Here is a 22,909-nt window from a genome sequence, read left to right as displayed (position 1 = left end):
GCCGGCCTCTATTCATGCAGTCGGAACTTAGTAGTTATCCCTATTGTCGTCATAGTATTCTTCTTCATATTCATCCATTTCATCGTTGGAATAGGACTCGTCATCCTCGTCCTCTTCATCGTAATAGTCTCCATCTTCTTGTTCTTCAAGGCTGATCTGATATTTCTGACCGTTAATCAGTTCCAATTTCAGTTCTTCAACTTCGTCCCAATTTACAGTGGAAATCCATTCATTGTAGGAAGATTCATTTTCGACCTCTTCACCGCTCTCGAGCAAATCCGCGTAGTTGTACTTGGAAGTGGTGCCATTTTCGTATTCGACATCGATCTCGTCAATTTCATCTAATCCGTACTTGGAGAGCTCGGCCTTGAATCTGTCTAATTTTGACAATTTAATCAGTTCCTCTCTGTAAGAAAATAGAAACTATGCAAGTTTCATTCTATAGTATGCTTGCCGTCTTTATATGTTTGGGTGAATGAACGACGTTAATCGTGGATGTTGCAGCAGTTAAGAACGGCAGGGGATGAAGTACAGAAGTATATTTTCCCTATTATCTCATACTCGCCCTTACTAATAGTTAAGAATAATCATATTTTAATGCAACTCGACGAAAGACAAGGAGCGAACCTATATGAAGGGATTGATTCTTTGTGCAGGCAATGGCACCAGGCTCCAACCTTTTTCGAATACAACCTCCAAAGTTCTACTACCAGTAGCTAATAAGCCGCTTTTATTCTATAACATTGAGAAGCTTCTTGACCTGGGTATCAAGGAGATTGGTATCGTTATCCAAGCGGCGCATGATCCTTTGTTCCGTGAAAGTGTAGGGAATGGAGAGCAGTGGGGGGCATCTATAACCTACCTTTATCAGGCAAGGGCGCTTGGAATAGCAGATGCGGTCAAGCAAGCAGAAGCATTTATTGGTTCTGATAGCTTTATTCTACTGCTTGGTGACAACTTGATTGGCCAGACGTTGGAAGGCTTGCGGGATTCGATTCTGCTAGAACGACAAGATGGAGCGTTGTTGTTAGGAGAGGTTGAGAAGCCGCAGGATTACGGAGTTGCAGAAATAAAGGAACATCGCATCATAGGGTTAGAGGAGAAGCCAGCCCAGCCGAAATCCAATCTCGCCATTATGGGAGCATATGCATTTACTTCTAAAATCTTTGAAGCTGTACACGCGATCTCTCCGTCGAAAAGGGGAGAATACGAGATAACGGACGCCATTCAATGGTTAATTGAAGCGAAGTACGCTATATCCTATGATATTACCTATCAACCTCATACGGATGTAGGCACGATAGAACGATGGCTAGAAGCTAATCGATGGATGCTTCAGCAATTAGCCGATGAAGGAACCCTCGCAATGGAGACGACAAGCAGTACCAATAAGTTCAGTTCTTCGGTTATGGTGGGTAACACGAGCCAGTTGGTGACATGCGAGATTGGACCTTATACCACGATAGGCCCCCGCGTGAACTTGGAAGACTGCCGGATTGAAGATAGTATTATTCTTGAAGGCGTATCCCTTAAGAACATGAGCTTGAAAGGCGCGATCGTCAGTCGAGATTATATGGTACAACCCGCTCGGGAGGCGAACCTATGAAAACGTTAGTTGCGGGTGTTGGTTATGTAGGGACGACTACCGCACTATTATTAGCCGAATTAGGATGGAAGGTACTTGGTTTTGATACAGATAACTCCAAGATTTCAGCCCTGTCGAATGGGACCTTGCCATTTTATGAGCCTGGCTTGGACACGCTGCTTCGTACCCATTTAAGTAATGCAAATATTTGTTTTCTAGTCGATCCGGTGCAAGCGATTCGTGAGTCGCAAGTCGTCTTTATCTGTGTAGGCACTCCATCTCTGGAAGATGGAAGCTCGGATATGCGATATATCCGCAGTGTAGCCGAGATGATCGGAAATCATATGCAGGAATATAAGCTGATCGTGATGAAAAGCACCGTTCCGGTCGGGACGCAGAAACAGGTTGTACAGTGGATCTCAGAAGCGCAGATAAGTTCTATTCCGTTTGATGTCGTATCCAACCCGGAATTTCTTAGGGAAGGCAGCGCAGTATATGATGCGTTTCATCCTGATCGGATCGTGATTGGCAGCGACTCTGATGCAGCCGCACAACAAGTGAAGATGATATATCGGGATATCGATAGTCCCTATGTGGTGACGAAGCCTGCGACCGCTGAAATGATCAAGTATGCGGCAAACGCTTTCTTGGCAGCCAAAATATCGTATATGAACGAATTAGCCAGATTATGCGATCAGATCGATGTATCTATTTCCGACATTGCGGTAGGTATTGGGTATGATCCGCGTATTGGCAAGTCGTTCCTGCAAGCAGGCATCGGATACGGAGGCTCCTGTTTCCCTAAGGATGTGAAGTCGCTCTTGCATATCGCGAAGGAGCATGACACGAACTTAAGTCTGCTGCAGCAGGTCGTGTATATTAATGAGACCCAGTATCAATATTTCATCGAACAGATGGTGCGACGTCTTGGAGGGCTTGACGGTAAAATAATTGCGGTGCTTGGATTGTCATTTAAGCCGGGAACGGACGATTTAAGAGAGGCTCCCTCGCTGAAGATGATCTCACACTTGCTGCAGTCAGAGGCGGCAATCCAGGTTCATGATCCGGTGGCGGCATTGCCGGAACAGCTGTTACACAAAAATATCGTGCAGTTCGAGTCAATTAAGGACACTGTGCGACAGGCTGATGCGGTTATCATCTGTACAGAATGGCCGGAGTACGCTTCTGCGAGTTGGTCTGACTTGATTCAATTGATGAGAAATGCGGCGGTGTTCGATGGCAGAAATGTGCTTGACGGTGAGCAGATGAAGGCATGGGGCTATGATTATTATGGAATCGGGAACGGGTGAAGGGAGCCGCCGCAAGGACTTATATCGGTAATGTATGACGCAAGATGCCCGGGTGAAGCCTCGGGCATTTCTTAATTGATTCTTATTGCCTAATTACCTAGGGAAAATAATAAGCCCTTAAGCAGTTCCATATTGGAGCCGGAAGGGCTTAATTACGATCAAAACTTTATAACTTTATAGTTCCCATACTTCACATGATCTGAAGCTTTTATCTTACTGGTCCATGATCCTGCTTTCTTAGATTTACCCCCACACGGACAATATCTCCTGAGCTACCCGCTCCCAGTTGAAGCGTTGTTCTGTTAACCGTCTGCCGCGAAGGCCCATCTGCCGGGCATTATCCATATTCGACAGCAATTGGTTCAGCTTCTCGGCATACTCCAGAGGATTGTCGGGGTCTGTGATTAGCAGACCGTTATCGTTCATGATAACTTCCGGATTGCCTCCTCGGGCAGTTGTAATGAAGGGCAGTCCTGCGGCCATCGCTTCGTAATGTACCCGTGCAAGCGGTTCATCCCATATCGAGGTGCATACGAATACGTCCGCGGCGCAGAACCAACGGTGCACATCATGCGCTTCAACGTATCCGGTGGTGACAACTGGCAAGGATGCCCTTTCAGCCAGAGCCCGCACATAAGCAATATAGTCGCTGACTCGATTATCGCTGTACCATGCGCCTCCGACGACGACAAGCACAGCATCGGAATGCTTCAGTTGAGACATGGCTCGCACTAAGACGTGAGGTCCTTTGTTCCGAGACAGGCGGCCTACGAACAAAATTACTTTCTTGGATTCCAACTGATGCTGTGCGCGTAATGTCTGCCGCTCTTGGTGAGCTGATTGCGATTCCATCCATGGGGCGAAGCGATTGAGATCAACGCCGGAATAGATCGTTCTGAGCTTTGGTTCGGCTTGCGGATAATAGCGGAGAATCTCACGGCCGATGAAATTGCTGATCGTAACAATTCGTTCGACGTTTGCAATGACCGCATGCGCTTCCTCATGATGAATTTTAGCTGGGTGAAACATATCATTGTGCATGCTGAGCACGATTCGGGACTGGGGGGAAGAGTTACGGACGGGAAGAACCATGCGTGGTCGATTAAAGATATGGATCAGGTCGTAATGTTCAGTTCTCTGATTCAAAAATTGAATGACGCCTTCGGCATATTTATCGAACAGTCCATCTGAAGGCACTCTAACGTATCGAATGCCGTTCACAATCTCGTCTCCCAGCAATTCAGGATCTGATCGGCCGAGTATCGTCAAGCGGTGATGGCTGCTGATCTGCTGTGCGACGCCGCCAATATAAGTCTGGATTGCACCGCCTCTTATATTGGGAACCGGGAGCTTTTCAGTGCATATGATGAGTACGTTCATGCTTGCAGTCTCCTCCTCTCGTTAAGCGGTCTTCCTTGAGACCTTTCTTGTCTTCTGCTTTGGAGCCAATTGGGGAGAGGTAGGGCGTTTGGATAGAATACGCTTGCTTGGCCTATTAGCTTTGGTTGTTCTGCTCTTGGCAGAGGTTATTTTCTTGACGGTTCGCTGCTTGTTGTTAACGCCCACAGCTGTCTTTCTCTTAGATACGCCGCTCCTCTTCGATGAATTTATACGGCGGCGTGATGCGGTGATAGTACGACGGGCTGTTCTACGTCGTTTCTTCTTCGCATTTGAACTTGATCTAGAAGGACGGAGAGATATAGGCTGTTGAGGGGCTAATGTGGTTGCATGAACAGGAAGAGCTGCAACTCCCTGGGAAGCTACTGGTTCTGCAGGAGCGGAAGGAGGGGCAGGAGGGGCAGAAAGGGCAGAAGGGGCAGGCTCCAAAGATAGAGACTGAGCTGCTGCTGCTGGCTCGTTATATGGGATCAACTCAGCAGGCAATGGGTCCGATGCGCCAGATTGTTGACTTTGAGAAGTGAATGCAGGAACAGGAACTGTATAATCGAAGAATGCTGCTGGCTTGTTATAAGGAATCAACTCAGCAGGCAATGGGTTCGATGCGCCAGATTGTTGACTTTGAGATGTGATTGCAGGAACAGGAACTGTATAATCGAAGAATGCTGCTGGCTCGTTATAAGGAATCAACTCAGCAGGCAATGGGTCCGATGCGCCAGATTGTTGACTTTGAGATGTGAATGCAGGAACAGGAACTGTATAATCGAAGAATGGAGCTGGGGCGGAGAGAACAAAGCATCTATCCAGTTCTGGAACCGCAAGATTCCATTGCTCGGGAACATATTGCTGCTCGTAAGTGCCGACAGGGTATTTCTCCTTGTCTGCGTACAGTTCTTGGAGAACTTGCCACTTTGTGGCTTCTGTCGCAAGAATACGCTGTAGAATTGGCGCTAATTCAAGGTTAAGGAAGTTGACAGGATCGAATACCATTTCTTTGACGTGCTTATAGAATTCATTCGGAAATGCCATGTCGATCCATAAGATTTCGAACATTTGCTGGTCGATCGGGTTGCCGCGATTATAAGCCTCGATCATGCCGCGAATCCAAGTAATGTCCCAAGCGCCCATGTCATCCATCGTACTCGTCATAATCTTGCGAAGATCGCGGAATGGCAGATCGTAGGATACGCCGTCCAAATCGATAACCCATATCCCTCCGGGTCCCATCTGACCGTTAGACCAGCCATAATCTTGGTGGGCAAGTCCCCAATGAGGCTCTCCCATAGCGACCATGTTCGCATACTCCGATGCGTTTAAGCGGTCTAAGGCTTCCCGTGCTTGACGTTCGAATTCGTCTGCCACCTGCAGCAAGGGCTGGCTGCCGGCTGTTTCCTTGTAAGCTTCTGCAATATCCCGGAACCAGCCGATCTTGGCGATGATCTTTTGATAGTATTTCACCCAACCATGAAGCCGCGAGGATTTGGCCGCACCTTGAGGAGGGCGATACCCTTTGGTCCACAGGTGGAACTCCCCTAGGCCTTGGCAAAGCTGAGAAGCGCCATCAAGATCGATCTTGGATACAGGCGCAAGTGTATCAATCCAGTCGGTTACAATCCAGCTCTTCCCGCCGGCCTCCACGTACAAGTGATTATCTATGGTTGGAATAAGAGCGGGGACTCTGGCTCCCTGCTGCACCAGATATTCTTGAGCACCTATACTGAATAAGCTCCTATGAGGATGACGGTGGAGAACCTTGATGCTTCGTGGTCCCTTGTCTGTGTCTATTCTCCAGATCGCGCCTCCTTTGTCCGGCTTGGATGTGATGAGAACCATATTGGACACCTTCATGTCATACCGTTCCATTACTTGCCGTCCCAATGCTTCAAGCTCTGGGGGAACATACTGCTCTAGCACCGTGCCGGGTGAGACGGTATCGATCAGGTGATCCCAAGGTCCGATTTGATACTGTTCCAAAATTATTCCCTCCTATCCTGCGTTTCTAACCGTAATAAGCTTTCTTTCAGCTTAGCGTTAATAACTTCACGATAGACCGTCACTAGCTTGCTGTATCGAAGATATGATATCGGTCGATCACATGCTTTCTTCCCCAACGCGTGAGAAGCGAGAAGACGCCTGTTTGGTTTTGGCCTTAGCTGGTTGCTTCTGTTGAGGCACGCGTTCACAACCTTTCCACAGGCGTAAATCTTTATTTATATACATATGTCATAAGGAAATGGATGAAATGTACATTCGTGGATATCACTGAAAAGATATATTTCCATGTTTGTCCGATGGAGTGTAGACGGGGCGGTATATACTGCATCACCCAAAATTTTTATCATGGAGTGGTTGACTTCTAATTTAGTTGTAACTATAATGGTTACATCAGGGGCGCGAATTTGAAAATGGAGGAAAGTGAAAATACAATCCAGTGATATTTTAATTCCACGAGCAGCCCAATCCTGATTGTACAATACGAGCAGACATACGCTTCGCAGTATGTGTGTAAGTATTCAGGTGCAATTCTCTATAGTAGAGCATGCATATTTTTTTGCCTACGTTGTAATCGCTGTTGTTACAACTAGAGGGGGGATAAGAGGAAAGGCGAGGTCGTGTATACAAGGAATTAGCAAATATATCATTTATAAATAAAACATATATTGGAGGAACCAAAAATGTCAGTAGCCACAACAAACCTAAAAGATGCAATCATCAATCGCCGTTCAATCCGCAAGGTGAGAAAGAATGAATGGATTACGAAAGAAAGAATCAATGAAGTTCTAAAAACGGCTTTACATGCGCCATCTTCTTTTAATATGCAAAGTGGACGCATGGTTGTATTAATGAACGCCGAGCATGAAAAGTTTTGGGATATCGTAAAAGAAACGCTTCGTGCTCGCGTTCCAGCAGAAAATTTTGAAGCAACGGTGGAAAGATTACAAGGATTTCGGGATGGAGCAGGGACGATTTTATTCTTTGAAAACCAAGAGACCGTCCAACAAATGCAAGAAAAAGCTCCACTCTATAAAGAACAATTTCCTTATTGGTCTCATCAAGGAAGTGCAATGCTGCAGTATGCAGTATGGATGTCTCTAGCAGCAGAAGGCATTGGGGCATCTTTACAGCACTATAATCCAATTGTTGACGAAGAAGTGAAGAACACTTGGAATATTTCGCAACAATGGAGCTTAGTAGCGCAAATGCCATTTGGCGAGCCAAATGAGCAAGCAGGTGAAAGAACATTCTTGCCATTTGAGGATGTTGTTAAATTTTATTAAAACGAACGAATATCGATATAGAAAATGGAGCAACGAAAATAATGAGTCAACTTACCAATTTAGAAATTGTTCACAGCACATATGAAGGTCCGTCCTCTTCAAACGCTCAGCGTTTGCTTGAAGCTCTTTCAGAGCATGTAGAATGGACCGAAGCGGCAGGTTTTCCATATGGCGGAACATACATCGGTCCAGAAGCTGTCATGGAAAATGTATTTAGCCGCCTGGCATCCGAATGGAATGATTATAAAGCAAGTGTGCATACGTATCATGAAGTAGAAGGTAAGGATATTATTATTGCGGAAGGTGCCTATTCGGGAACGTATAAAAAGACGGGAAAAGCATTTCAAGCAGATTTTGTACACGTCTGGGAACTCGAAAACGGAAAAATCGTGAAGTTCAAACAATATGTAGATAGTCATGTTGTTCAGAAGGCAATGACAGTCTAAAAAGATATATACTCTCTTGTTTTACTATATAACTGAAGCAACGATGTAGAAGCAGCAGAGCATTTCCACCAGTCAATGGCCGGGAATGCTCTGCTGTTTGTTTCCTGTTTCTGCGATGCATCGCAGGAAAATTGACGCCCTTGAAGAATATATATCATTTAAAACCACTACACGAGGGGAAAGTTTTCTTCGTTTTGCAAATTGCAGCCTGCGAAGAATTCACGCTCACAAGAAAGGAATATATTTTATGATTATTGAAAAGGCGACAAGTCTTGATCTAGAAGGCATCTGCCAAATCGATAGTAGCGTTATCGGGAATGACAGCAGGAAAGAGTATCTATCGGAATCCATAGAAAAAGAAACGTGCATTATCGCGAGAATGGATGGTAAACCAGTTGGCTTTACCGTGTTTGATACTTCGTTCTATGATAATTGCTTCATTTGGTTATTAATCGTACTTCCTCAATTCAGAAGGAAGGGTGCTGCAAGCGGGCTTATTCAGTATGTCGAAAAAAACTGCCCAACTTCCAAATTATTCACATCAACGAATGAATCCAATGTAACGATGCAAAAGGTCTGTGAATCTCTTGGGTTTGTCAGGAGCGGCGTGATCGAGAACCTTGATGAAGGCGATCCGGAATGGGTGTATTTCAAACCAATAAGTTAAGTGCTGCAACTCAGCTCGGCAGAGTTAATTAAGGAGAAAATGAAATAAACACCTACATAAGTTGAACGAGAGGGAGAATGGATAGAAGTACTTGGCCGCGTATCGAGGAAATGAAGTACGTTTACTTATCTAAAAGCAGAATCTGTTGATACGATTATAGCGGCCCAAGCTTTTCATTGGTTTGATCCGAAGCCTCATTACATCATAAAGCCTGAAACTATCGCCAGATTCTGCTCCACCAGAGTATTGAACCTCCTGTAACAGGAGGTTTTATACTTATTTTTAGTTCCAAGAGACAGGGAACGAGAAGGCATCAAGATAGTGAACAGGGAGGCTTTTTCAGATGAGGACTTTTGAAATGTTATTAATCACCGTCAATGTCCTATTGCTCGGTTGGTTGATATTTGCTCGGAACAAGTCGCAGCGAGGGCTGCTCGTTGGTTTTGGCATCTCCATCTTATTTATGGTTACACATGGGCTCGTCGAAGGCCTGCGTTGGCCTATGATTCCGGTCTATCTGATGACGTTATTCCCAGTGGTCAGCGTTGCACTTTTCAAACCGAAAGGACAGAAACAGAATGCGCCGCGCCGGATACGGACTATTCTGATTACGACAACCGCAGCGCTCTATTCTACTGTAGCAGTGGCCCTGCCGCTCCTGTTTCCCATCTTCTCATTCGAGAAGCCGACAGGTCCATACAAAATAGGAACCGTATCATACCATTGGGTAGATAACACGCGAGAGGAACACTTTACTAAGGCACCCGACGATAAGCGTGAACTGATGGTACAGATTTGGTATCCGGCTAGTTCAACTGCAAAGGGAAAGACGGCGCCATATATTGCTGATGCGGCTCCTTACGCAGAAGGATTCAATAAAGTAATGAAGTTGCCTAAGAAAATATTTACAGACCTTGATCTCGTCGAGACTTATGCGATTGAGAATGCCAAGCTAGCTGATACGGATTCCAAGTATCCGGTGCTCGTGTTTTCACATGGATTCACTGGATACAAAAATCAAAACACCTTTCAAGTCGAACAATTAGCAAGTCACGGTTATATTGTCGTAGGTATCGATCACACTTACAGCAGCGTTGCATCCGTCTTCCCTGATGGGCGTGTTGCAAATTTTGACTCGGGAGGCGTACAGGGATTTGAACAGATGAAGTACTCATTTATGGACAAGAGGAATGAAGTATGGGTAGAAGATGCTAAATTTGTAGTCGATCAAATCGAAAAGCTGTCCAGTAACGACCCAGACGGTCTTTTTACAGGCCGAATGGATCTTGAACACCTTGGCATGTTCGGTCATTCCTTCGGTGGAGCTACAACGGTTCAAATGCTACTGGAAGATTCCAGAATTAAAGCGGGAATCAATATGGACGGCGTACTATATGGCAAACTGCGAATCCCGGCAGACGGACTGAAGAAGCCATTTCTGATGATGAGTGCCGATGATACGGTGAAAGGTGTAGCGAACACGAGCGACGCGGACATTGCTGCCCTGGGTACGAATAGAGAAGAGGTTGCAAAGTATTACGATGAAATGTTTGCACGATATGAGCCAGTAACAGCAGGCGGAAATTACTGGATGACGCTTAAACACAATAAACATATGAGCTTTTCCGATATGTATCTGATTACCCCCTTGTTCGAATGGATGGAAGGGTTGGATGTACGTAGTGCACATCGATTGATTAACGATTATTCGCTCGATTTCTTTGACCATTATTTAAAACAAGAACCAATTAAACGATTAGACCAAAATATTGGAGACCATCCAGATTTCACGCTAAAAAAGGGCTGAGAGCGAAGTGAATTTCTGACACTGTAATCGAACCGTTGAGGCGACTAACCCTCAACGGTTCGTCTTGCTGTAGATTGAGCCATTAGCGCTTGTTTACCCTTCATCCAAATGTTCAAGTTTCCACTGCATTCCTTGCAGCAGCAAAGCGTTACCATTATGTATTAAGCGCCACTTTGGGTTCAAGATAGAACATAATTTATTGAAACGTTCGATACGTTCTGTTACGGAGTTCAGCACATATTGGGCGAATTCGCAGAAAAATTTTGATTTGTCATTAGATTGCTCTGAGTTCGCATACATCATAACAAAATCCTCAACAATAGCTTGTACGATAGGACTATCAACAGACAATTGCTGTTTCAAAGCGGTTTCTACCCGGATGCGGATTCGTGTTCCTTCGCCTGACGGAAATCGATATCATATTCGTAAGTGTGCTAACCTGCGTTTCCAAAGCTTCGATCTGCAAGTCAAGCGCCTTGGCAACCTGTATTTCTCCAGACATCATTTTGCGTATGTCATCAAATCCAAAATCCAGATAACGAAGAGTAGTAATGAGCTCTCAGCGCCAAATATCTTCCGTCGTATAGAGATTCCTCTGTATCAATAACCCATTCTGAGAATGGGTTATTTTATTTCATCATGCTCGATTCTAACAATGGCATGAAAAATAAGTGTTGATTGTCCAGCCGCAGGAGGTTGTATACTTTGGCTAGCGGGCAGCTAGAACAGTAAACGAGGAGGATTTATTCTTATGAGGTCTTTTGAAATGTTGTCTACCATTTTTAATATCCTATTGCTCGGTTGGTTCATATTTGCTCGGAATAAGTCGCAGCGAGGGCTGCTCGTTGGTTTCGGCATTTCCGCCATAGTAGTGCTGATTCACGGGCTCATCGAAGGCATGCGTTGGCAGATGATTCCGGTCTATGTGATGACGTTAATCCCAATCGTTATCTTTGCTTACAGGTACATGTTCAAATCGAAGGAAGTGAAAAAGAAGGCATCCCGAATACGGGTCATTCTTATTACGATATTGGCAGTGCTTTATTCTTTCATAGCCGTGGCTCTGCCTCTCCTGTTTCCGGTATTCACATTTGAGCAGCCGACAGGCCCATACAAAATAGGAACCGTGTCCTATGATTGGAAAGATGATCGACGAGAGGAGACAAATACTTCCGAACCCGGCGATAAGCGTGAATTGATGGTACAGATTTGGTATCCGGCTAGTTCAACCACAAAGGGAAAGACAGCACCCTATGTTTCTCACCCTGATATTTTTGCAAATGGATACAGCAAAGCCTTGAATATGCCTAAACTGTTATTTACAAGCATCGGCTTCGTCAAAACTCATGCTATTGAAGAAGCAGAGCTATCCGATAAGGAATCCACCTATCCGGTGCTCCTATTTTCGCATGGATTAAACGGGGTTAAAAATCAAAACACATTTGAGGTCGAACAATTAGCAAGTCATGGTTATATTGTTGTAGGGATTGATCATACTTACCATAGCACTACATCGGTTTTCCCTGATGGCCGTGTTGTACATTTTGTTCCCCAAGAAAGTAATACGATCGACTATTTAGATAAATTAAACGAAAAATGGGTGGAAGACGCTACGTTTGTGCTCGATCAAGTCGAGAAGCTTGCCAAGAACGATCCAGACCATCGTTTTACAGGTCGAATGGATCTGGAGCACATTGGCATGTTCGGTCATTCCTTCGGTGGAGCAACAACCGCTCAAATGCTGATGACAGATTCCAGAATTAAAGCAGCGATCAATATGGACGGTGGACTATATGGCAAACTCCGGATTCCGGCAGACGGACTGAAGAAGCCATTTCTGCTGATGAGCGCAGATGACACGCTAACGGGTACAGAGAATATGAGCGATGAGAATATCGCTTCCCAGGGTACGACAAGAGAGGAGTTAACCAAGTTTTTTAGTGACACTTTTGCACGGCAAGAGTCTGTAACAGCGGGCGGTAATTATTGGATGAAAATTAAACATATGAAACATATGGGCTTCTCCGACATGTATCTGATTTCACCTGTGTTCGAAAGGATGGAAGGGGTGGATGTACGAAGCGTACATCGGCTTATTAACGATTATTCGCTGGATTTCTTTGACCACTATTTGAAGCAACAGCCGTTTAAACAATTGGAACAGAATATCGGTGACCATCCGGAGTTCACACTGCAGAGAGGTTGAGAATGAATTTCTGAACCTGTAAACGAATAGTTGAGGGCGGCTAGCCCTCGGCTGTTCGGTATTGCTGTTTACATATGTTCGAGCTTCCACTGTATTCCTTGTAGCAGTATAGTGTTTCCTTTAGAAAATAAGCGAAATTTGGGGCTTAAAATGGAACATAGCGTATTGAAACGTTCGATCCGTTTGTTAAAGAAATAAAAAAGTGAACCTCTCCATTCTTCAGAAATGCCATCTAAAAATTTGGATTTTTCCACTTTTTCAGTTATGAATTGATTTCGTTTTTCAGGATTTATAACCCGTGTGTATACCAGATTATAGATATAACGCAACGAATCCCCTTCGTGTTCCTATATCTTCCGTCGTATATAATCGATGCCCTCCTTCCGTATAGTTCGTTGGCTTAAGTAGTCCAATCTCGTCATAGTAGCGGACGGTTTTTACGGTAGATCCGATCATTTTAGCGGCTTCCCCAATCGAATAGATTCCAGCTTGTGTTGGAGAATCAGAAGCATCATGCATATCCTTGATGCTCTTTGTGTGCAAATCGATACACCTCCGATACGTATTTTACTATCTCCTGCTAGGTGAGATTCAACACGATTTTACAGTGCGGGCGCACAACGAATGAATTTAAAAATAAGGCTTGAATGTCCACCTACAGGAGATTGTATCGTTTGAATTAGAAAGCAGCTAGAACAGTAAACGAGGAGGATTTATTCTTATGAGGTCTTTTGAGATGTTGTTTGTTGTCTTCAATATTTTGCTGATTGGTTGGTTAATATTTGCCCGGAACAAGTCGCAGCGCGGTCTGCTTATTGGTTTCGGCATTTCCGCCATAATTATGCTGATGCATGGGGTCATCGAAGGAATGCGCTGGCAGATGATTCCGGCTTATGCGATGACAGTAGTTCCGTTAGCTATTGCAGCTGGCAGATTGATGTCTAAGCCTGAGGAGCGGATAGCGAAAAAAGCATCTCGTGCAAAGCTTGTTACGGTGACAGCGCTGGCGGTAATATATTCATTCGTAGCCGTAGCTCTGCCGCTCATACTTCCGGTATTCACCTTCGAGAAGCCGACAGGCCCGTACAAAATCGGCACCGTCACATTCGATTGGAAGGATGAGCAGCGGGAAGAGACCCTCACACCGGAGCCTGGCGACAAACGAGAGCTAATGGTACAAATCTGGTATCCCGCAGATTCGAAAGCCAAAGGCAAGCCGGTTCCATATCTTTCCGACTCGTATATTTTTGCCAAGGGGTATAGCACGATTCTGGGGATGCCGAAGTTTTTGTTTACAACTTTTGGTTATGTCAAAACGCATGCCATTGAGAACGCGGAGATATCCAATCAGGAACCCGCCTATCCGGTGCTCCTTTTCTCACATGGATTTAGTGGACATAAAAATCAGAACACCTTTCAGATCGAACAATTAGTCAGTCATGGATATATCGTGGTAGGTATAGATCACACTTACAGCAGCACGGCTTCCGTTTTTTCTGATGGCCGTGTGGCCAATTATGTGCCGCAAGAAACGGAGTCAATCGCCTATTTAGATAAAGCAAATGAAGGATGGGTGGAAGACGCTACGTTTGTGCTGAATCAAGTGGAGAAGCTGGCCAAGAATGATCCGGACCAACGTTTTACGGGGCGAATGGATATGCAGAATGTGGGGATGTTTGGCCATTCCTTCGGTGGAGCAACAAGCACCCAGATGCTAATAACGGATTCCAGAATCAAAGCAGCCCTTAATATGGATGGCGTCCTATATGGCAAGCTCCGGATTCCGGCAAGTGGTCTGGAGAAGCCGTTTCTAATGATGAGCGCTGATGACTCTCTAAATAGCGCCCAGCATATGCGAGATAAGGAGCTAATCAAGATGATGGAGGACGCGCTAGCACGGTATGAGCATGTAGCAGTTGGCGGCAATTATTGGATGAAAATGAATGATATGAAGCATATGGGCTTCTCCGATTTATATCTGTTTTCACCGTTATATGAACAGATGGAAGGAGTCGATATACGAAAGGTTCACCGCCTCATTAACGATTACTCGCAGGATTTCTTCGATCATTATTTAAGGCAACAGCCATTTAAGCTATTGGAGCAAAATATTGGCGACCATCCAGAGTTTACGCTGCAAAAAAGTTGATTGTAAAATGAACAGCCCGAGGGCGCTTAGCCCTCAACTGTTCGTTCGTATGATTGACCTTGCATATGTTTCAGCTTCCATTGAATTCCTTGATACAATAAGAGGCCTCCTTTCGAAAGCAGGTGATATTGCGGGCTTATAATGGAACATAACGTATTGCACCGTTCGAGACGTTTGGTTTTGGTTCTCTGAAAATATTCGGCAATGTAGCGGAAGAACTCTTCTTTATTGGCCGATTGCTCTGAATTCGCATACAACATGGCCGAATCCTCGACTATGGCCTGTACATACGGACTGTCGGCAGAACATTTTTTCTTCAATGCCTTATTCAATCGATTTTGATTATCTTCGAGCTTCCTGATCCATGTGGCAGCATTAAATCGAGGCTGATGAACGATATTAAAGAACAGAAATTCGATATTTCTCAGATCCTCTATAAACTGGGGATCGTTTATGAGCTCCTGCAGTTCATTCCAAGCAGCTGTTTGTTTAGCGGATACTTTCACTTGATTGATAATATATTTGTTGAAAAAATATAATAGTGAGTCTCTCCATTCTGCAGGAATCCCATCTAAAAGTTTGGATACTTCCACTTTTTCATTGACAAATTGATATCGCTCTTCACTATTTATGGTCCGTGTGTTTACCAGATCATAGATATGGCGCAATGAATCCCCTTGGTGTTTCTTCGCTTGACGCAAAATCGATATCGTATTCGTGAGCGCGCTAACCTGCGTCTCCAACGATTCGATCTGCCAGTCGAGTGCTTTATCAATTGGTATTTCTCCGGAGATGATCAGGCTTATTTCATCAATTCCAAAATCCAGGTAGCGCAAGGTTGTAGTCAGCTCTAAACGCCATATATCTTCCGTCGTATATAATCGATGCCCCCCCTCTGTATAGCTAGTGGGCTTTACTAATCCGATTTCATCGTAGTAACGGACGGTTTTGATTGTGGATCCAATCATTTTGGCCACTTCCCCAATCGAATAGGTCCCCACTTGAGCTATAGAATCAGAAACATTTTGATTCTGCAAATCCGTGTCGCTTCTTGAATGCAAACCATTCACCCCTTCGGTACGTATTGTAATATCTCCTGTAACTGGAGATTCAAGATGTTAGAGCTTCCTCTGTATCAATAGCCCATTCTAAGATTGGGTTATTTTATTTCATCATGCTCGAGTGCTCGATTCTGATTTCAATACTCCCGAACCCGGCGATAAGCGTGAATTGATGGTACAGATTTGGTATCCGGCTAGCTCAACTGCAAAGGGAAAGACAGCACCCTATGTTTCCAATCCGGATGCTTTTGCAACTGCATACAGCAAAAGCCTTGGTGCACCTAAAATGTTATTTACAAACTTGGAATTCGTCAAAACGAATGCGATTGAAAATGCCGAGCTGTCCGATAAGGAATCCACTTATCCGGTGCTCCTTTTCTCACATGGAATGGGTGGACATAAAAGTCATAACATCTTTCAGATCGAACAATTAGCAAGTCATGGTTATATTGTTGCAGGTATCGATCATACTTACACTAGCATTGCATCGGTGTTCTCTGATGGCCGTGTTGCAAACTTTATCCCCCAGGAAACGACGGTCGAACATTTAGATAAATTAAACGAAGTATGAGTGGAAGACGCTACGTTTGTGCTGGATCAAATCGAGGCGCTTGCGGGCAATGATCCAGACCATCGTTTTACAGGCCGAATGGATATGGAGAACGTTGGCATGTTTGGTCATTCCTTTGGTGGAGCAACAAGCGTTCAAATGCTGATGACAGATTCCAGAATTAAAGCAGCGATCAATTTGGACGGCGGATTATTTGGCCAGCTCCGGATTCCGGCAGATGGTGTGAAAAAGCCATTGCTGATGATGAGTGCCGATGACACGCTAACAGGTACAGAGAATATGACCGATAAGGATATCGCCTCTGTTCGAAAAGGCGGAAGGGGTAAGTCTGCGAAGTGCACATCGGCTTATTAACGAATACTGGCTTGATTTCTTTGACCACTATTTAAAGCAACAGCCGTTTCATTTATTGGAACAGAATATCGGTGACCATCCGGAGTTCACACTGCAGAGAGGTTGAGACCGAATTTCTGAATTTATATACGAATAGTTGAGGGCGGCTAGCCCTCGGCTGTTCGGTAATGTTGTTTACATATGTTCGAGCTTCCACTGTATTCCTTGAAGCAGCAAGGTGTTTCCTTTAGAAAATGAGCGGAATTTAGGGCTTAAGATGGAACATAGCGTATTGAAACGTTCGATCCGTTCTGTTCTGGGATTTTGTGCATATTCGGCAAAGTAGCGAAAAAACTCTTCTTTGTTGATAGACTGATCTGAGTTCGCATACAGCATGGCAGTATCCTCGACAATGGTCTGTACGAAAGGACTATCGGCAGAACATTTCTGCTTCAATGCAGTATCTAGTCGGATATGGATGTCCTCAAGCTTCTTGACCCAGGTGGCAGCATCGAATCGAGGCTGATGCACCATGTTAAAAAAAAGAAACTCATCGTGCCTAAGATCCGATAAAAACTGAGAATCGTTTACGAGCTCCTGCAATTCATTCCAAGCGACGGTTTGTTTAGCCGATACTTTTACTTGATTGATAATATATTTGTTAAAGAAATAAAAAAGTGAACCTCTCCATTCTTCAGAAATGCCATCTAAAAATTTGGATGCTTCCACTTTTTCAGTTATGAATTGATTTCGTTTTTCGGGATTTATTACCCGTGTGTTTACCAGATCATAGATATAACGCAACGAATCCCCTTCGTGTTCCTTCGCTTGACGCAAAATCGATATCATATTCATAAGCGTACTAACCTGTGTCTCTAAGGATTCGATCTGCCAGTCGAGCGCTTTGGCAACCGGTATTTCTCCAGATATCATCTTGCTTATTTCATCAATTCCAAAATCTAGATAACGCAGGGTTGTAATCAGCTCTAAGCGCCATATATCTTCCGTCGTGTATAATCGATGCCCTCCCTCGGTATAGCTTGTGGGCTTTACTAATCCGATTTCATCGTAGTAACGGACGGTTTTTACGGTGGATCCGATCATTTTAGCTGCTTCCCCAATCGAATAGGTTCCGTCTTGTGTTGTGGAATTAGAAACATGCTGTATCTTGTTGTCAATCTTGCTCTTTGAATGCAAAGCATTACACCTCCTGTTCGAATTATACCACCTCCTGTAGCTGGAGAATCAATCATACTGTTTTTATCAAGGCAGCGTATTGTTTTATTTTTTTCTGTTGGGTGGGGATCGGATGTTCGCTATAGGGCAAGCGAGAGTATTCGCTATTGATCAACTCTCGTATGGGTAACAGGACAAGATGAAATGCCTCTTTAAGGTGTGTCAAGCAGCCGTAATTTGTAAGATTAATGAAAGAATAATGAAAGTGAAGAGAAAGAGAAATCCTGTAACATGAACTTTAGTTGGGAAGTTAACTATACATGTCAACAGGAGGATTCGGAAATGGAGACGATCAAAGAGAGAGCCAATCATATCATCCGCAAATTAAAAGTGAATCGTAAACATATAAAACCCTTATCTGCGGGATGGAAGGGAGCATCCTTCGTCTTAGCTGCAGCAACCTTGATTCTTGTCATCATGCAAGCGAACTATTTATTGGGGGCGCGTGGATTTATTGAATTCGCTGTAGGTACGGTTATATCCATCGTCGTTGTCTTGATCATAAGCGGATTGCTTGCGATCATCGTACATGGGATTAAGCAAATTCCAAGCCGTTATCTCTGGTTGTTCTTCAGTTCCTTTATCTTATTATTCATTTGTTTTATGGGGCCGATGGAAGTTTCGAGCATCTTTGTCCTCTTGGTCATCGCTGTTCTCTCCCTATGGGGCGCTATCCTGTATAAGCTTGTGACGGGCAGCTACAAGCATGCGAAACGATCGAAGAAGCTGACAGCTATCGTATTATCCGTTACGACAACTGCGGCTATCGGGATAGGCGGGTACTGGGTTGTCAATGATGGCGATGAGGGAATCCGTGGAGTGACTTTGCAAGAGTTGAAAACATCAGCGCGTTACACAAATCATGTTCTTAACAACCCCGCGGAGGAAGGTCCTTATCCAGTCAAAACGTTAACGTACGGCAGTGAAAACAGCTATCGCAAAGAGTTCAATCGAAGCGATTCTCTCACGACGAAAACGGTGGATGGGTCAGCTTACGTGGAGAAATGGTCCTCCTTGAGAACGAAGACTGTAGGCTTTGGGCCAGATGCGATGCCTGTGAACGGATTGGTCTGGTATCCAGAAGGAGAAGGTCCATTTCCATTGGTGATTATCGCGCATGGGAATCATATGATGACAGATTATTCTGATCCAGGCTACGATTATCTAGGTGAACTTCTTGCTAGTCGCGGCTATATCTTTGTTTCCATCGATGAGAACTTTTTAAATGTATCTCCCTACGATGATATGTTCGTGGTCAGTGCTTTAGAGAAGGAAAATCCGGCAAGAGGGCTATTAATGCTCGAGCATATTAAGGCTTGGAAGGAATGGAATAGCAGCAGTAGCAACCCGTTCTATCATAAAGTAGATATGGGCCAAATTGCGCTTATCGGTCATTCCAGAGGTGCAGAAGCGATTACGATTGCAGCTGCTTTTAATAAACTAAGCACGCACCCGGATAATGGAAATATCAAATTTGATTATAACTTTCATATCCGTTCCCTTATATCGATTGCAGGCACAGACCAACAATATCGCCCTTCCGGAAAACTGATGCCTCTTCAAAATGTGAATTATTTAGCTTTACATGGAGCTCAGGATATGGATGTCAATACCTTCCGCGGTTCGAGCCAATATAATCGGATAAGCTTTACCGATAAGGAAGACTTCATGAAAGCTTCCGTATATATCTATGGGGCCAATCACGGCCAGTTCAATCGCGTGTGGAGCAGAGGCGACGGCTTAGGAACGGCGAATCAACTGTTTAACCTGAAGCAGCTTATGGCCCGAGACGAGCAAGAAACGATAGCAAAGGTATTCATTACTTCCTTTCTGGATGCGACGCTGAAGAATAAGCATGAGTACACAGAAGTGTTCAAAGATATTGGTTACGCCAAGGAATGGCTTCCCGATACGATGTATATCAGCAACTATGATGATTCACAGACCACTTTAATCGCTTCATTCAATGAGGATATTGATTTACAGAGCACGACGATTCCCGGAGGCAGGCTCATTGGAGATAATTTGCAGGAATGGAAGGAAGAAAAGGTTAAAATGAAATTTGGAGAGGATCAGCACAGCGCCGTTCGTTTAGGATGGGATCGCAGCAAACAATCCAAGGCTGCTTCCTATTCTGTCGTCATGCCTGATGAAGGCTTGGATGTCGGAGACAATAGTTCAGTTGTATTCTCGATGGCGGATTATAGTGAGAGAAAAAACATGTCGTATGAAGAAGGTTTGATCGATTTAACTGTAAAAGTCGAAGACAAGAACGGCAACCAAGCAAGTCTTCCGCTAAGTCATATTTCAAAATTAATACCTAGCATAGAAGGGAAATTGCTAAAAAGGCCATTTGCAAATTTCGGGCAAACGAAAGAACCTGTATTTCAAAACTTTAGTTTTCAGTTCAATGACTTTAAACAGGTTAACCCTCGCTTTAATCCACAGCAAGTACGGACGGTAGGGTTTGAATTCGACAAAACAGAGAAAGGCACCGTCTTAATCAACAACATCGGAATCAGAAAATAGCATGTAACATGTACATGCAACAACAAAAAAAGGCTGCTGGCTTATGCAACATGTCAGCAGCCTTTCAGTTTTGAATCACTTAGGCAACGTAATCTGGAACATGGTGTTTCCTTGGCTTGTGTCTAAACGAATCTGACCGCCATGTTTCTCAATGATATTTTTAGAGATGGTCAATCCAAGACCTGTACCCCCGTCGCTTTTTCTTGACTGATCTCCTCTAACAAAAGCATCAAATACTTTTTCTTTGTAGGTATCAGAAATCCCAATTCCATCGTCGATGATATGAATATGGACATGTTTGGGGTCATCGAGCAACTTTAGGAGAACTTCAGTTCCCTGTGAATTATAGGTTAAAGCGTTGGACAGGATGTTGGAAACAGCACGATATAACAGTTTATAGTTAAAAGGAACCGTTATTTCATGTGCGGGAATATCAAACTGAAAGTTGAACTGTTTCTCCTCGAATGGAACATAAAATTCCACCGCAATTTCACGGATAAATTCTGCGATATCTAATAACTCTGTTGAAAATGGGTAATCAGGGCTTTCAAGCTTGGACAGTTCGAATACATCTTCAATTAATGCCGTAACTAGTTTCGCTTTCGTGTAAATGAGATCGAGCGTGCTTTGTTTCTTCGCTTCATCCTGGATAAGTCCCCTCTGCAATGCTTCAACGTAGCCTTGGATCGTGGTGATTGGCGTTTTCAGATCATGGGAGATATCGACCAGCATGCGCTGCTTACTTTCCTCCAATTGCTTCTTCTCTCTTTCCGTTTTTTCAAGCTTTTCAGCCATAGCGTTGAAATGTTTCTGGATTTGTTGTAATTCATAGTTTGCTCTAAAATCAAGCCTTTTGTAATAATGACCGTTGGATACATGTTTGATGCCCTCCGCAATGTAACGCAGCGGGTTGGTTATTTTGGCTGCTGTCCATCGGCTGTAGATATACACATTGATGCCATATAAAATGAGAAAGAGAATGAACGACTGCATCATTAACTTCCAAAAAATTTCATTATGGCCTTCAGAACCGCTTGTTATCGTAAAGTTGCGCGAAACATATTCTTTGGGGATTTTAACAAGACAGTAGAATGTTCGACCGTCTTCCGTCTCAAAGGGTGCTAGGGTAGCATGATATAAGCGCTCTTCTTGATCGTAAAATAAGCGGTTTAATTCCTTTTCCGAATAGGAAGAGGAATGATCTAGTTTTTTTCCTTTGATATAAACAATTTGTAGATGATCATCGAGAATTTCTACCCATCCTTTCAGCAATTCAATCCCTTCGGAAGGCATTTCAACATAATTTTGGCGTACAACCTCACTTGCTTTTAATTTCGAAAATGCAGTACCTCCAAACTCGTGAATCAGACGATAATTAGCTACGACCAGTAGTATGAATACGATGATTCCTACAGTAAAAGAAAAGAAAACATAATTTTTGATGAGGGTGCTCGATAACTTTTTTTTAGTTCTCATCGAGTTCATCCTTTTTCGCGAATCGGTATCCCAGTCCACGAATCGTTTTGATATACATAGGATTTCTCGGTTGATCCTCAATTTTGTCCCGAAGTCTGCTGATTTGAACCATAATGGTGTTGTCATCAGCAAAATATTGATCCGACCATGCCTTCTCAAAAATCTGTTTCTTAGTGTAGATGCGTCCGGGAGCATCCATGAAAAGCTTTAACAGCTTATATTCTATGGAACTAAGCGAGATTGGCTGTCCTCGCTTATACAACATACACGAATGGTGGTCGAGTGCCATGTCGCCTACACATGTCTGTGAATCGAGTGCAACGGGATCTGCCTCATTGAACTCGTAGGTTCTTCGCAGCTGAGCCTGTACGCGGGCGAGCACCTCCATGGAACTAAACGGTTTAGATATAAAATCATCTGCTCCGATACCGAGACCTAGAATTTTATCCGTTTCCTGATTTTTGGCAGATAAAATGATAATGGGCAGCTTATATTCTTTTCGAATTAACTTTATCAATTGATAACCGTCGAGCTCAGGCATCATGATATCTATGACAGCCAGATCGATGCTAATGTTTTGTATATACGCTAAAGCCTCTTTACCATTGCTCGCTTCGACCACTGAATATCCTTCTACTTCTAAAAATAGTCTTAGCAATGCTACAATTTCCGGTTCATCATCAGCGATGAGGATCGTTTTGCCCATGAGTTGTCCCTCCTTATCTGTCATTATGTAATTCAAGCTAGTCCAGCAATCTCCTCTATGTAAGAATGAATGTAAGATTAATGTAAGAAAAGTGAAAGTGAGGGGACAGATTCGCTCTGTACAATAACGTTATCTGACTCAAGAATAACAT

The 22,909-nt window shown here is 43.9% G+C and carries 20 protein-coding genes; 11 read left to right on the top strand and 9 right to left on the bottom strand.

The window, feature by feature from the left end; translation table 11 throughout:
* Nucleotides 1-27 precede the first annotated feature (27 nt).
* Entirely contained in the window at nucleotides 28-390 is a 363-nt protein-coding gene (locus A372_RS0105675) for a hypothetical protein (RefSeq protein WP_019419860.1), read from the bottom strand.
* Nucleotides 391-631: 241 nt separating this feature from the next.
* Between A372_RS0105675 and A372_RS0105670 the strand changes: the two genes are divergently transcribed.
* Nucleotides 632-1,606, top strand: a complete 975-nt coding sequence (locus tag A372_RS0105670) for a sugar phosphate nucleotidyltransferase (RefSeq protein WP_019419859.1) — start codon at nucleotides 632-634, stop codon at nucleotides 1,604-1,606.
* A complete protein-coding gene (locus A372_RS0105665; protein WP_019419858.1) occupies nucleotides 1,603-2,895 on the top strand; it encodes a UDP-glucose dehydrogenase family protein in 1,293 nt (430 codons plus the stop codon). The genes A372_RS0105670 and A372_RS0105665 overlap by 4 nt, the downstream gene beginning before the upstream one ends.
* 243 nt (nucleotides 2,896-3,138) lie before the next feature.
* On the opposite strand, the gene A372_RS0105660 is transcribed toward A372_RS0105665, so the two are convergent.
* Together A372_RS0105660 and A372_RS36180 are read right to left on the bottom strand one after the other, a co-directional pair.
* A complete protein-coding gene (locus A372_RS0105660) occupies nucleotides 3,139-4,275 on the bottom strand; it encodes a glycosyltransferase family 4 protein (RefSeq protein WP_019419857.1) in 1,137 nt (378 codons plus the stop codon).
* Between the two features lie 21 nt (nucleotides 4,276-4,296).
* Nucleotides 4,297-6,267, bottom strand: coding sequence for a CotS family spore coat protein (locus A372_RS36180; RefSeq protein WP_019419856.1), 1,971 nt, complete (start codon nucleotides 6,265-6,267; stop codon nucleotides 4,297-4,299).
* A 701-nt stretch (nucleotides 6,268-6,968) separates the two neighbouring features.
* On the opposite strand from A372_RS36180, the gene A372_RS0105650 reads away from it, so the two are divergent.
* The 4 genes from A372_RS0105650 (at nucleotide 6,969) to A372_RS0105635 (ending at nucleotide 10,491) form a co-directional block, all read left to right on the top strand.
* Entirely contained in the window at nucleotides 6,969-7,571 is a 603-nt protein-coding gene (locus A372_RS0105650) for a nitroreductase family protein (RefSeq protein ID WP_019419855.1), read from the top strand.
* A gap of 41 nt (nucleotides 7,572-7,612) precedes the next feature.
* The gene (locus A372_RS0105645) at nucleotides 7,613-8,017 is read left to right on the top strand and encodes a nuclear transport factor 2 family protein (RefSeq protein ID WP_019419854.1); all 405 of its coding nucleotides are present in this window, start codon (nucleotides 7,613-7,615) and stop codon (nucleotides 8,015-8,017) included.
* Between the two features lie 247 nt (nucleotides 8,018-8,264).
* Nucleotides 8,265-8,684 carry a GNAT family N-acetyltransferase gene (locus A372_RS0105640; protein WP_019419853.1) on the top strand — a complete coding sequence of 140 codons (420 nt, stop codon included), beginning with the start codon at nucleotides 8,265-8,267 and terminating at the stop codon, nucleotides 8,682-8,684.
* A 343-nt stretch (nucleotides 8,685-9,027) separates the two neighbouring features.
* A complete protein-coding gene (locus A372_RS0105635) occupies nucleotides 9,028-10,491 on the top strand; it encodes an alpha/beta hydrolase (RefSeq protein WP_019419852.1) in 1,464 nt (487 codons plus the stop codon).
* Nucleotides 10,492-10,584: 93 nt separating this feature from the next.
* On the opposite strand, the gene A372_RS0105630 is transcribed toward A372_RS0105635, so the two are convergent.
* Nucleotides 10,585-10,854, bottom strand: a complete 270-nt coding sequence (locus A372_RS0105630; protein WP_157259448.1) for a hypothetical protein — start codon at nucleotides 10,852-10,854, stop codon at nucleotides 10,585-10,587.
* A gap of 388 nt (nucleotides 10,855-11,242) precedes the next feature.
* Here A372_RS0105630 and A372_RS0105625 point away from each other — a divergent pair, with 388 nt between their 5' ends.
* On the top strand, nucleotides 11,243-12,697 hold the full coding sequence (locus A372_RS0105625; RefSeq protein WP_019419850.1) for an alpha/beta hydrolase family protein: 1,455 nt from the start codon (nucleotides 11,243-11,245) through the stop codon (nucleotides 12,695-12,697).
* Between the two features lie 312 nt (nucleotides 12,698-13,009).
* Here the strand turns inward: A372_RS0105625 and A372_RS38445 are convergent, their stop codons facing one another.
* Nucleotides 13,010-13,240 (bottom strand): MerR family DNA-binding transcriptional regulator, encoded by a 231-nt coding sequence (locus A372_RS38445; protein WP_019419849.1) that lies wholly within the window; start codon nucleotides 13,238-13,240, stop codon nucleotides 13,010-13,012.
* A gap of 178 nt (nucleotides 13,241-13,418) precedes the next feature.
* On the opposite strand from A372_RS38445, the gene A372_RS0105615 reads away from it, so the two are divergent.
* Nucleotides 13,419-14,846: an alpha/beta hydrolase family protein gene (locus tag A372_RS0105615; RefSeq protein WP_019419848.1), complete on the top strand. Its 1,428-nt coding sequence runs from the start codon at nucleotides 13,419-13,421 to the stop codon at nucleotides 14,844-14,846.
* A 26-nt stretch (nucleotides 14,847-14,872) separates the two neighbouring features.
* Here A372_RS0105615 and A372_RS0105610 read toward each other — a convergent pair whose 3' ends face one another.
* Nucleotides 14,873-15,916 carry a MerR family transcriptional regulator gene (locus A372_RS0105610; RefSeq protein ID WP_443146829.1) on the bottom strand — a complete coding sequence of 348 codons (1,044 nt, stop codon included), beginning with the start codon at nucleotides 15,914-15,916 and terminating at the stop codon, nucleotides 14,873-14,875.
* Nucleotides 15,917-16,079: 163 nt separating this feature from the next.
* Between A372_RS0105610 and A372_RS38440 the strand changes: the two genes are divergently transcribed.
* Both A372_RS38440 and A372_RS38435 read left to right on the top strand, forming a co-directional pair.
* Nucleotides 16,080-16,478, top strand: coding sequence for an alpha/beta hydrolase (locus A372_RS38440; RefSeq protein WP_237728492.1), 399 nt, complete (start codon nucleotides 16,080-16,082; stop codon nucleotides 16,476-16,478).
* Nucleotides 16,479-16,832, top strand: a complete 354-nt coding sequence (locus A372_RS38435; RefSeq protein ID WP_019419845.1) for an alpha/beta hydrolase — start codon at nucleotides 16,479-16,481, stop codon at nucleotides 16,830-16,832.
* Nucleotides 16,833-17,006: 174 nt separating this feature from the next.
* Here A372_RS38435 and A372_RS0105595 read toward each other — a convergent pair whose 3' ends face one another.
* A complete protein-coding gene (locus A372_RS0105595) occupies nucleotides 17,007-18,008 on the bottom strand; it encodes a MerR family transcriptional regulator (protein WP_019419844.1) in 1,002 nt (333 codons plus the stop codon).
* A gap of 321 nt (nucleotides 18,009-18,329) precedes the next feature.
* Between A372_RS0105595 and A372_RS0105590 the strand changes: the two genes are divergently transcribed.
* Nucleotides 18,330-20,576: a hypothetical protein gene (locus A372_RS0105590; protein WP_019419843.1), complete on the top strand. Its 2,247-nt coding sequence runs from the start codon at nucleotides 18,330-18,332 to the stop codon at nucleotides 20,574-20,576.
* 75 nt (nucleotides 20,577-20,651) lie between these two features.
* On the opposite strand, the gene A372_RS0105585 is transcribed toward A372_RS0105590, so the two are convergent.
* Nucleotides 20,652-22,052: a HAMP domain-containing sensor histidine kinase gene (locus A372_RS0105585; RefSeq protein ID WP_019419842.1), complete on the bottom strand. Its 1,401-nt coding sequence runs from the start codon at nucleotides 22,050-22,052 to the stop codon at nucleotides 20,652-20,654.
* A complete protein-coding gene (locus A372_RS0105580) occupies nucleotides 22,042-22,758 on the bottom strand; it encodes a response regulator transcription factor (RefSeq protein ID WP_019419841.1) in 717 nt (238 codons plus the stop codon). The genes A372_RS0105585 and A372_RS0105580 overlap by 11 nt, the downstream gene beginning before the upstream one ends.
* Nucleotides 22,759-22,909: the final 151 nt, after the last annotated feature.

The organism is Paenibacillus sp. OSY-SE (assembly GCF_000283315.1).
In the GTDB taxonomy this organism is placed as follows: Bacteria; Bacillota; Bacilli; order Paenibacillales; family Paenibacillaceae; genus Paenibacillus_B; species Paenibacillus_B profundus.
The sequence above is the reverse complement of the archived record's forward strand: the minus strand, read 5'-3'. Positions and strand labels throughout refer to the sequence as shown.

What these genes read in the sequence shown, in the direction of transcription:
- A372_RS0105670 (WP_019419859.1), top strand. Translation starts at nt 632, where the DNA reads ATGAAGGGATTGATTCTTTGTGCAGGCAATGGCACCAGGCTCCAACCT.
- A372_RS0105665 (WP_019419858.1), top strand. Translation starts at nt 1,603, where the DNA reads ATGAAAACGTTAGTTGCGGGTGTTGGTTATGTAGGGACGACTACCGCA.
- A372_RS0105660 (WP_019419857.1), bottom strand. Translation starts at nt 4,275, where the DNA reads ATGAACGTACTCATCATATGCACTGAAAAGCTCCCGGTTCCCAATATA.
- A372_RS0105650 (WP_019419855.1), top strand. Translation starts at nt 6,969, where the DNA reads ATGTCAGTAGCCACAACAAACCTAAAAGATGCAATCATCAATCGCCGT.
- A372_RS0105645 (WP_019419854.1), top strand. Translation starts at nt 7,613, where the DNA reads ATGAGTCAACTTACCAATTTAGAAATTGTTCACAGCACATATGAAGGT.
- A372_RS0105640 (WP_019419853.1), top strand. Translation starts at nt 8,265, where the DNA reads ATGATTATTGAAAAGGCGACAAGTCTTGATCTAGAAGGCATCTGCCAA.
- A372_RS0105635 (WP_019419852.1), top strand. Translation starts at nt 9,028, where the DNA reads ATGAGGACTTTTGAAATGTTATTAATCACCGTCAATGTCCTATTGCTC.
- A372_RS0105625 (WP_019419850.1), top strand. Translation starts at nt 11,243, where the DNA reads ATGAGGTCTTTTGAAATGTTGTCTACCATTTTTAATATCCTATTGCTC.
- A372_RS0105615 (WP_019419848.1), top strand. Translation starts at nt 13,419, where the DNA reads ATGAGGTCTTTTGAGATGTTGTTTGTTGTCTTCAATATTTTGCTGATT.
- A372_RS38440 (WP_237728492.1), top strand. Translation starts at nt 16,080, where the DNA reads ATGGTACAGATTTGGTATCCGGCTAGCTCAACTGCAAAGGGAAAGACA.
- A372_RS0105590 (WP_019419843.1), top strand. Translation starts at nt 18,330, where the DNA reads ATGGAGACGATCAAAGAGAGAGCCAATCATATCATCCGCAAATTAAAA.
- A372_RS0105585 (WP_019419842.1), bottom strand. Translation starts at nt 22,052, where the DNA reads ATGAGAACTAAAAAAAAGTTATCGAGCACCCTCATCAAAAATTATGTT.
- A372_RS0105580 (WP_019419841.1), bottom strand. Translation starts at nt 22,758, where the DNA reads ATGGGCAAAACGATCCTCATCGCTGATGATGAACCGGAAATTGTAGCA.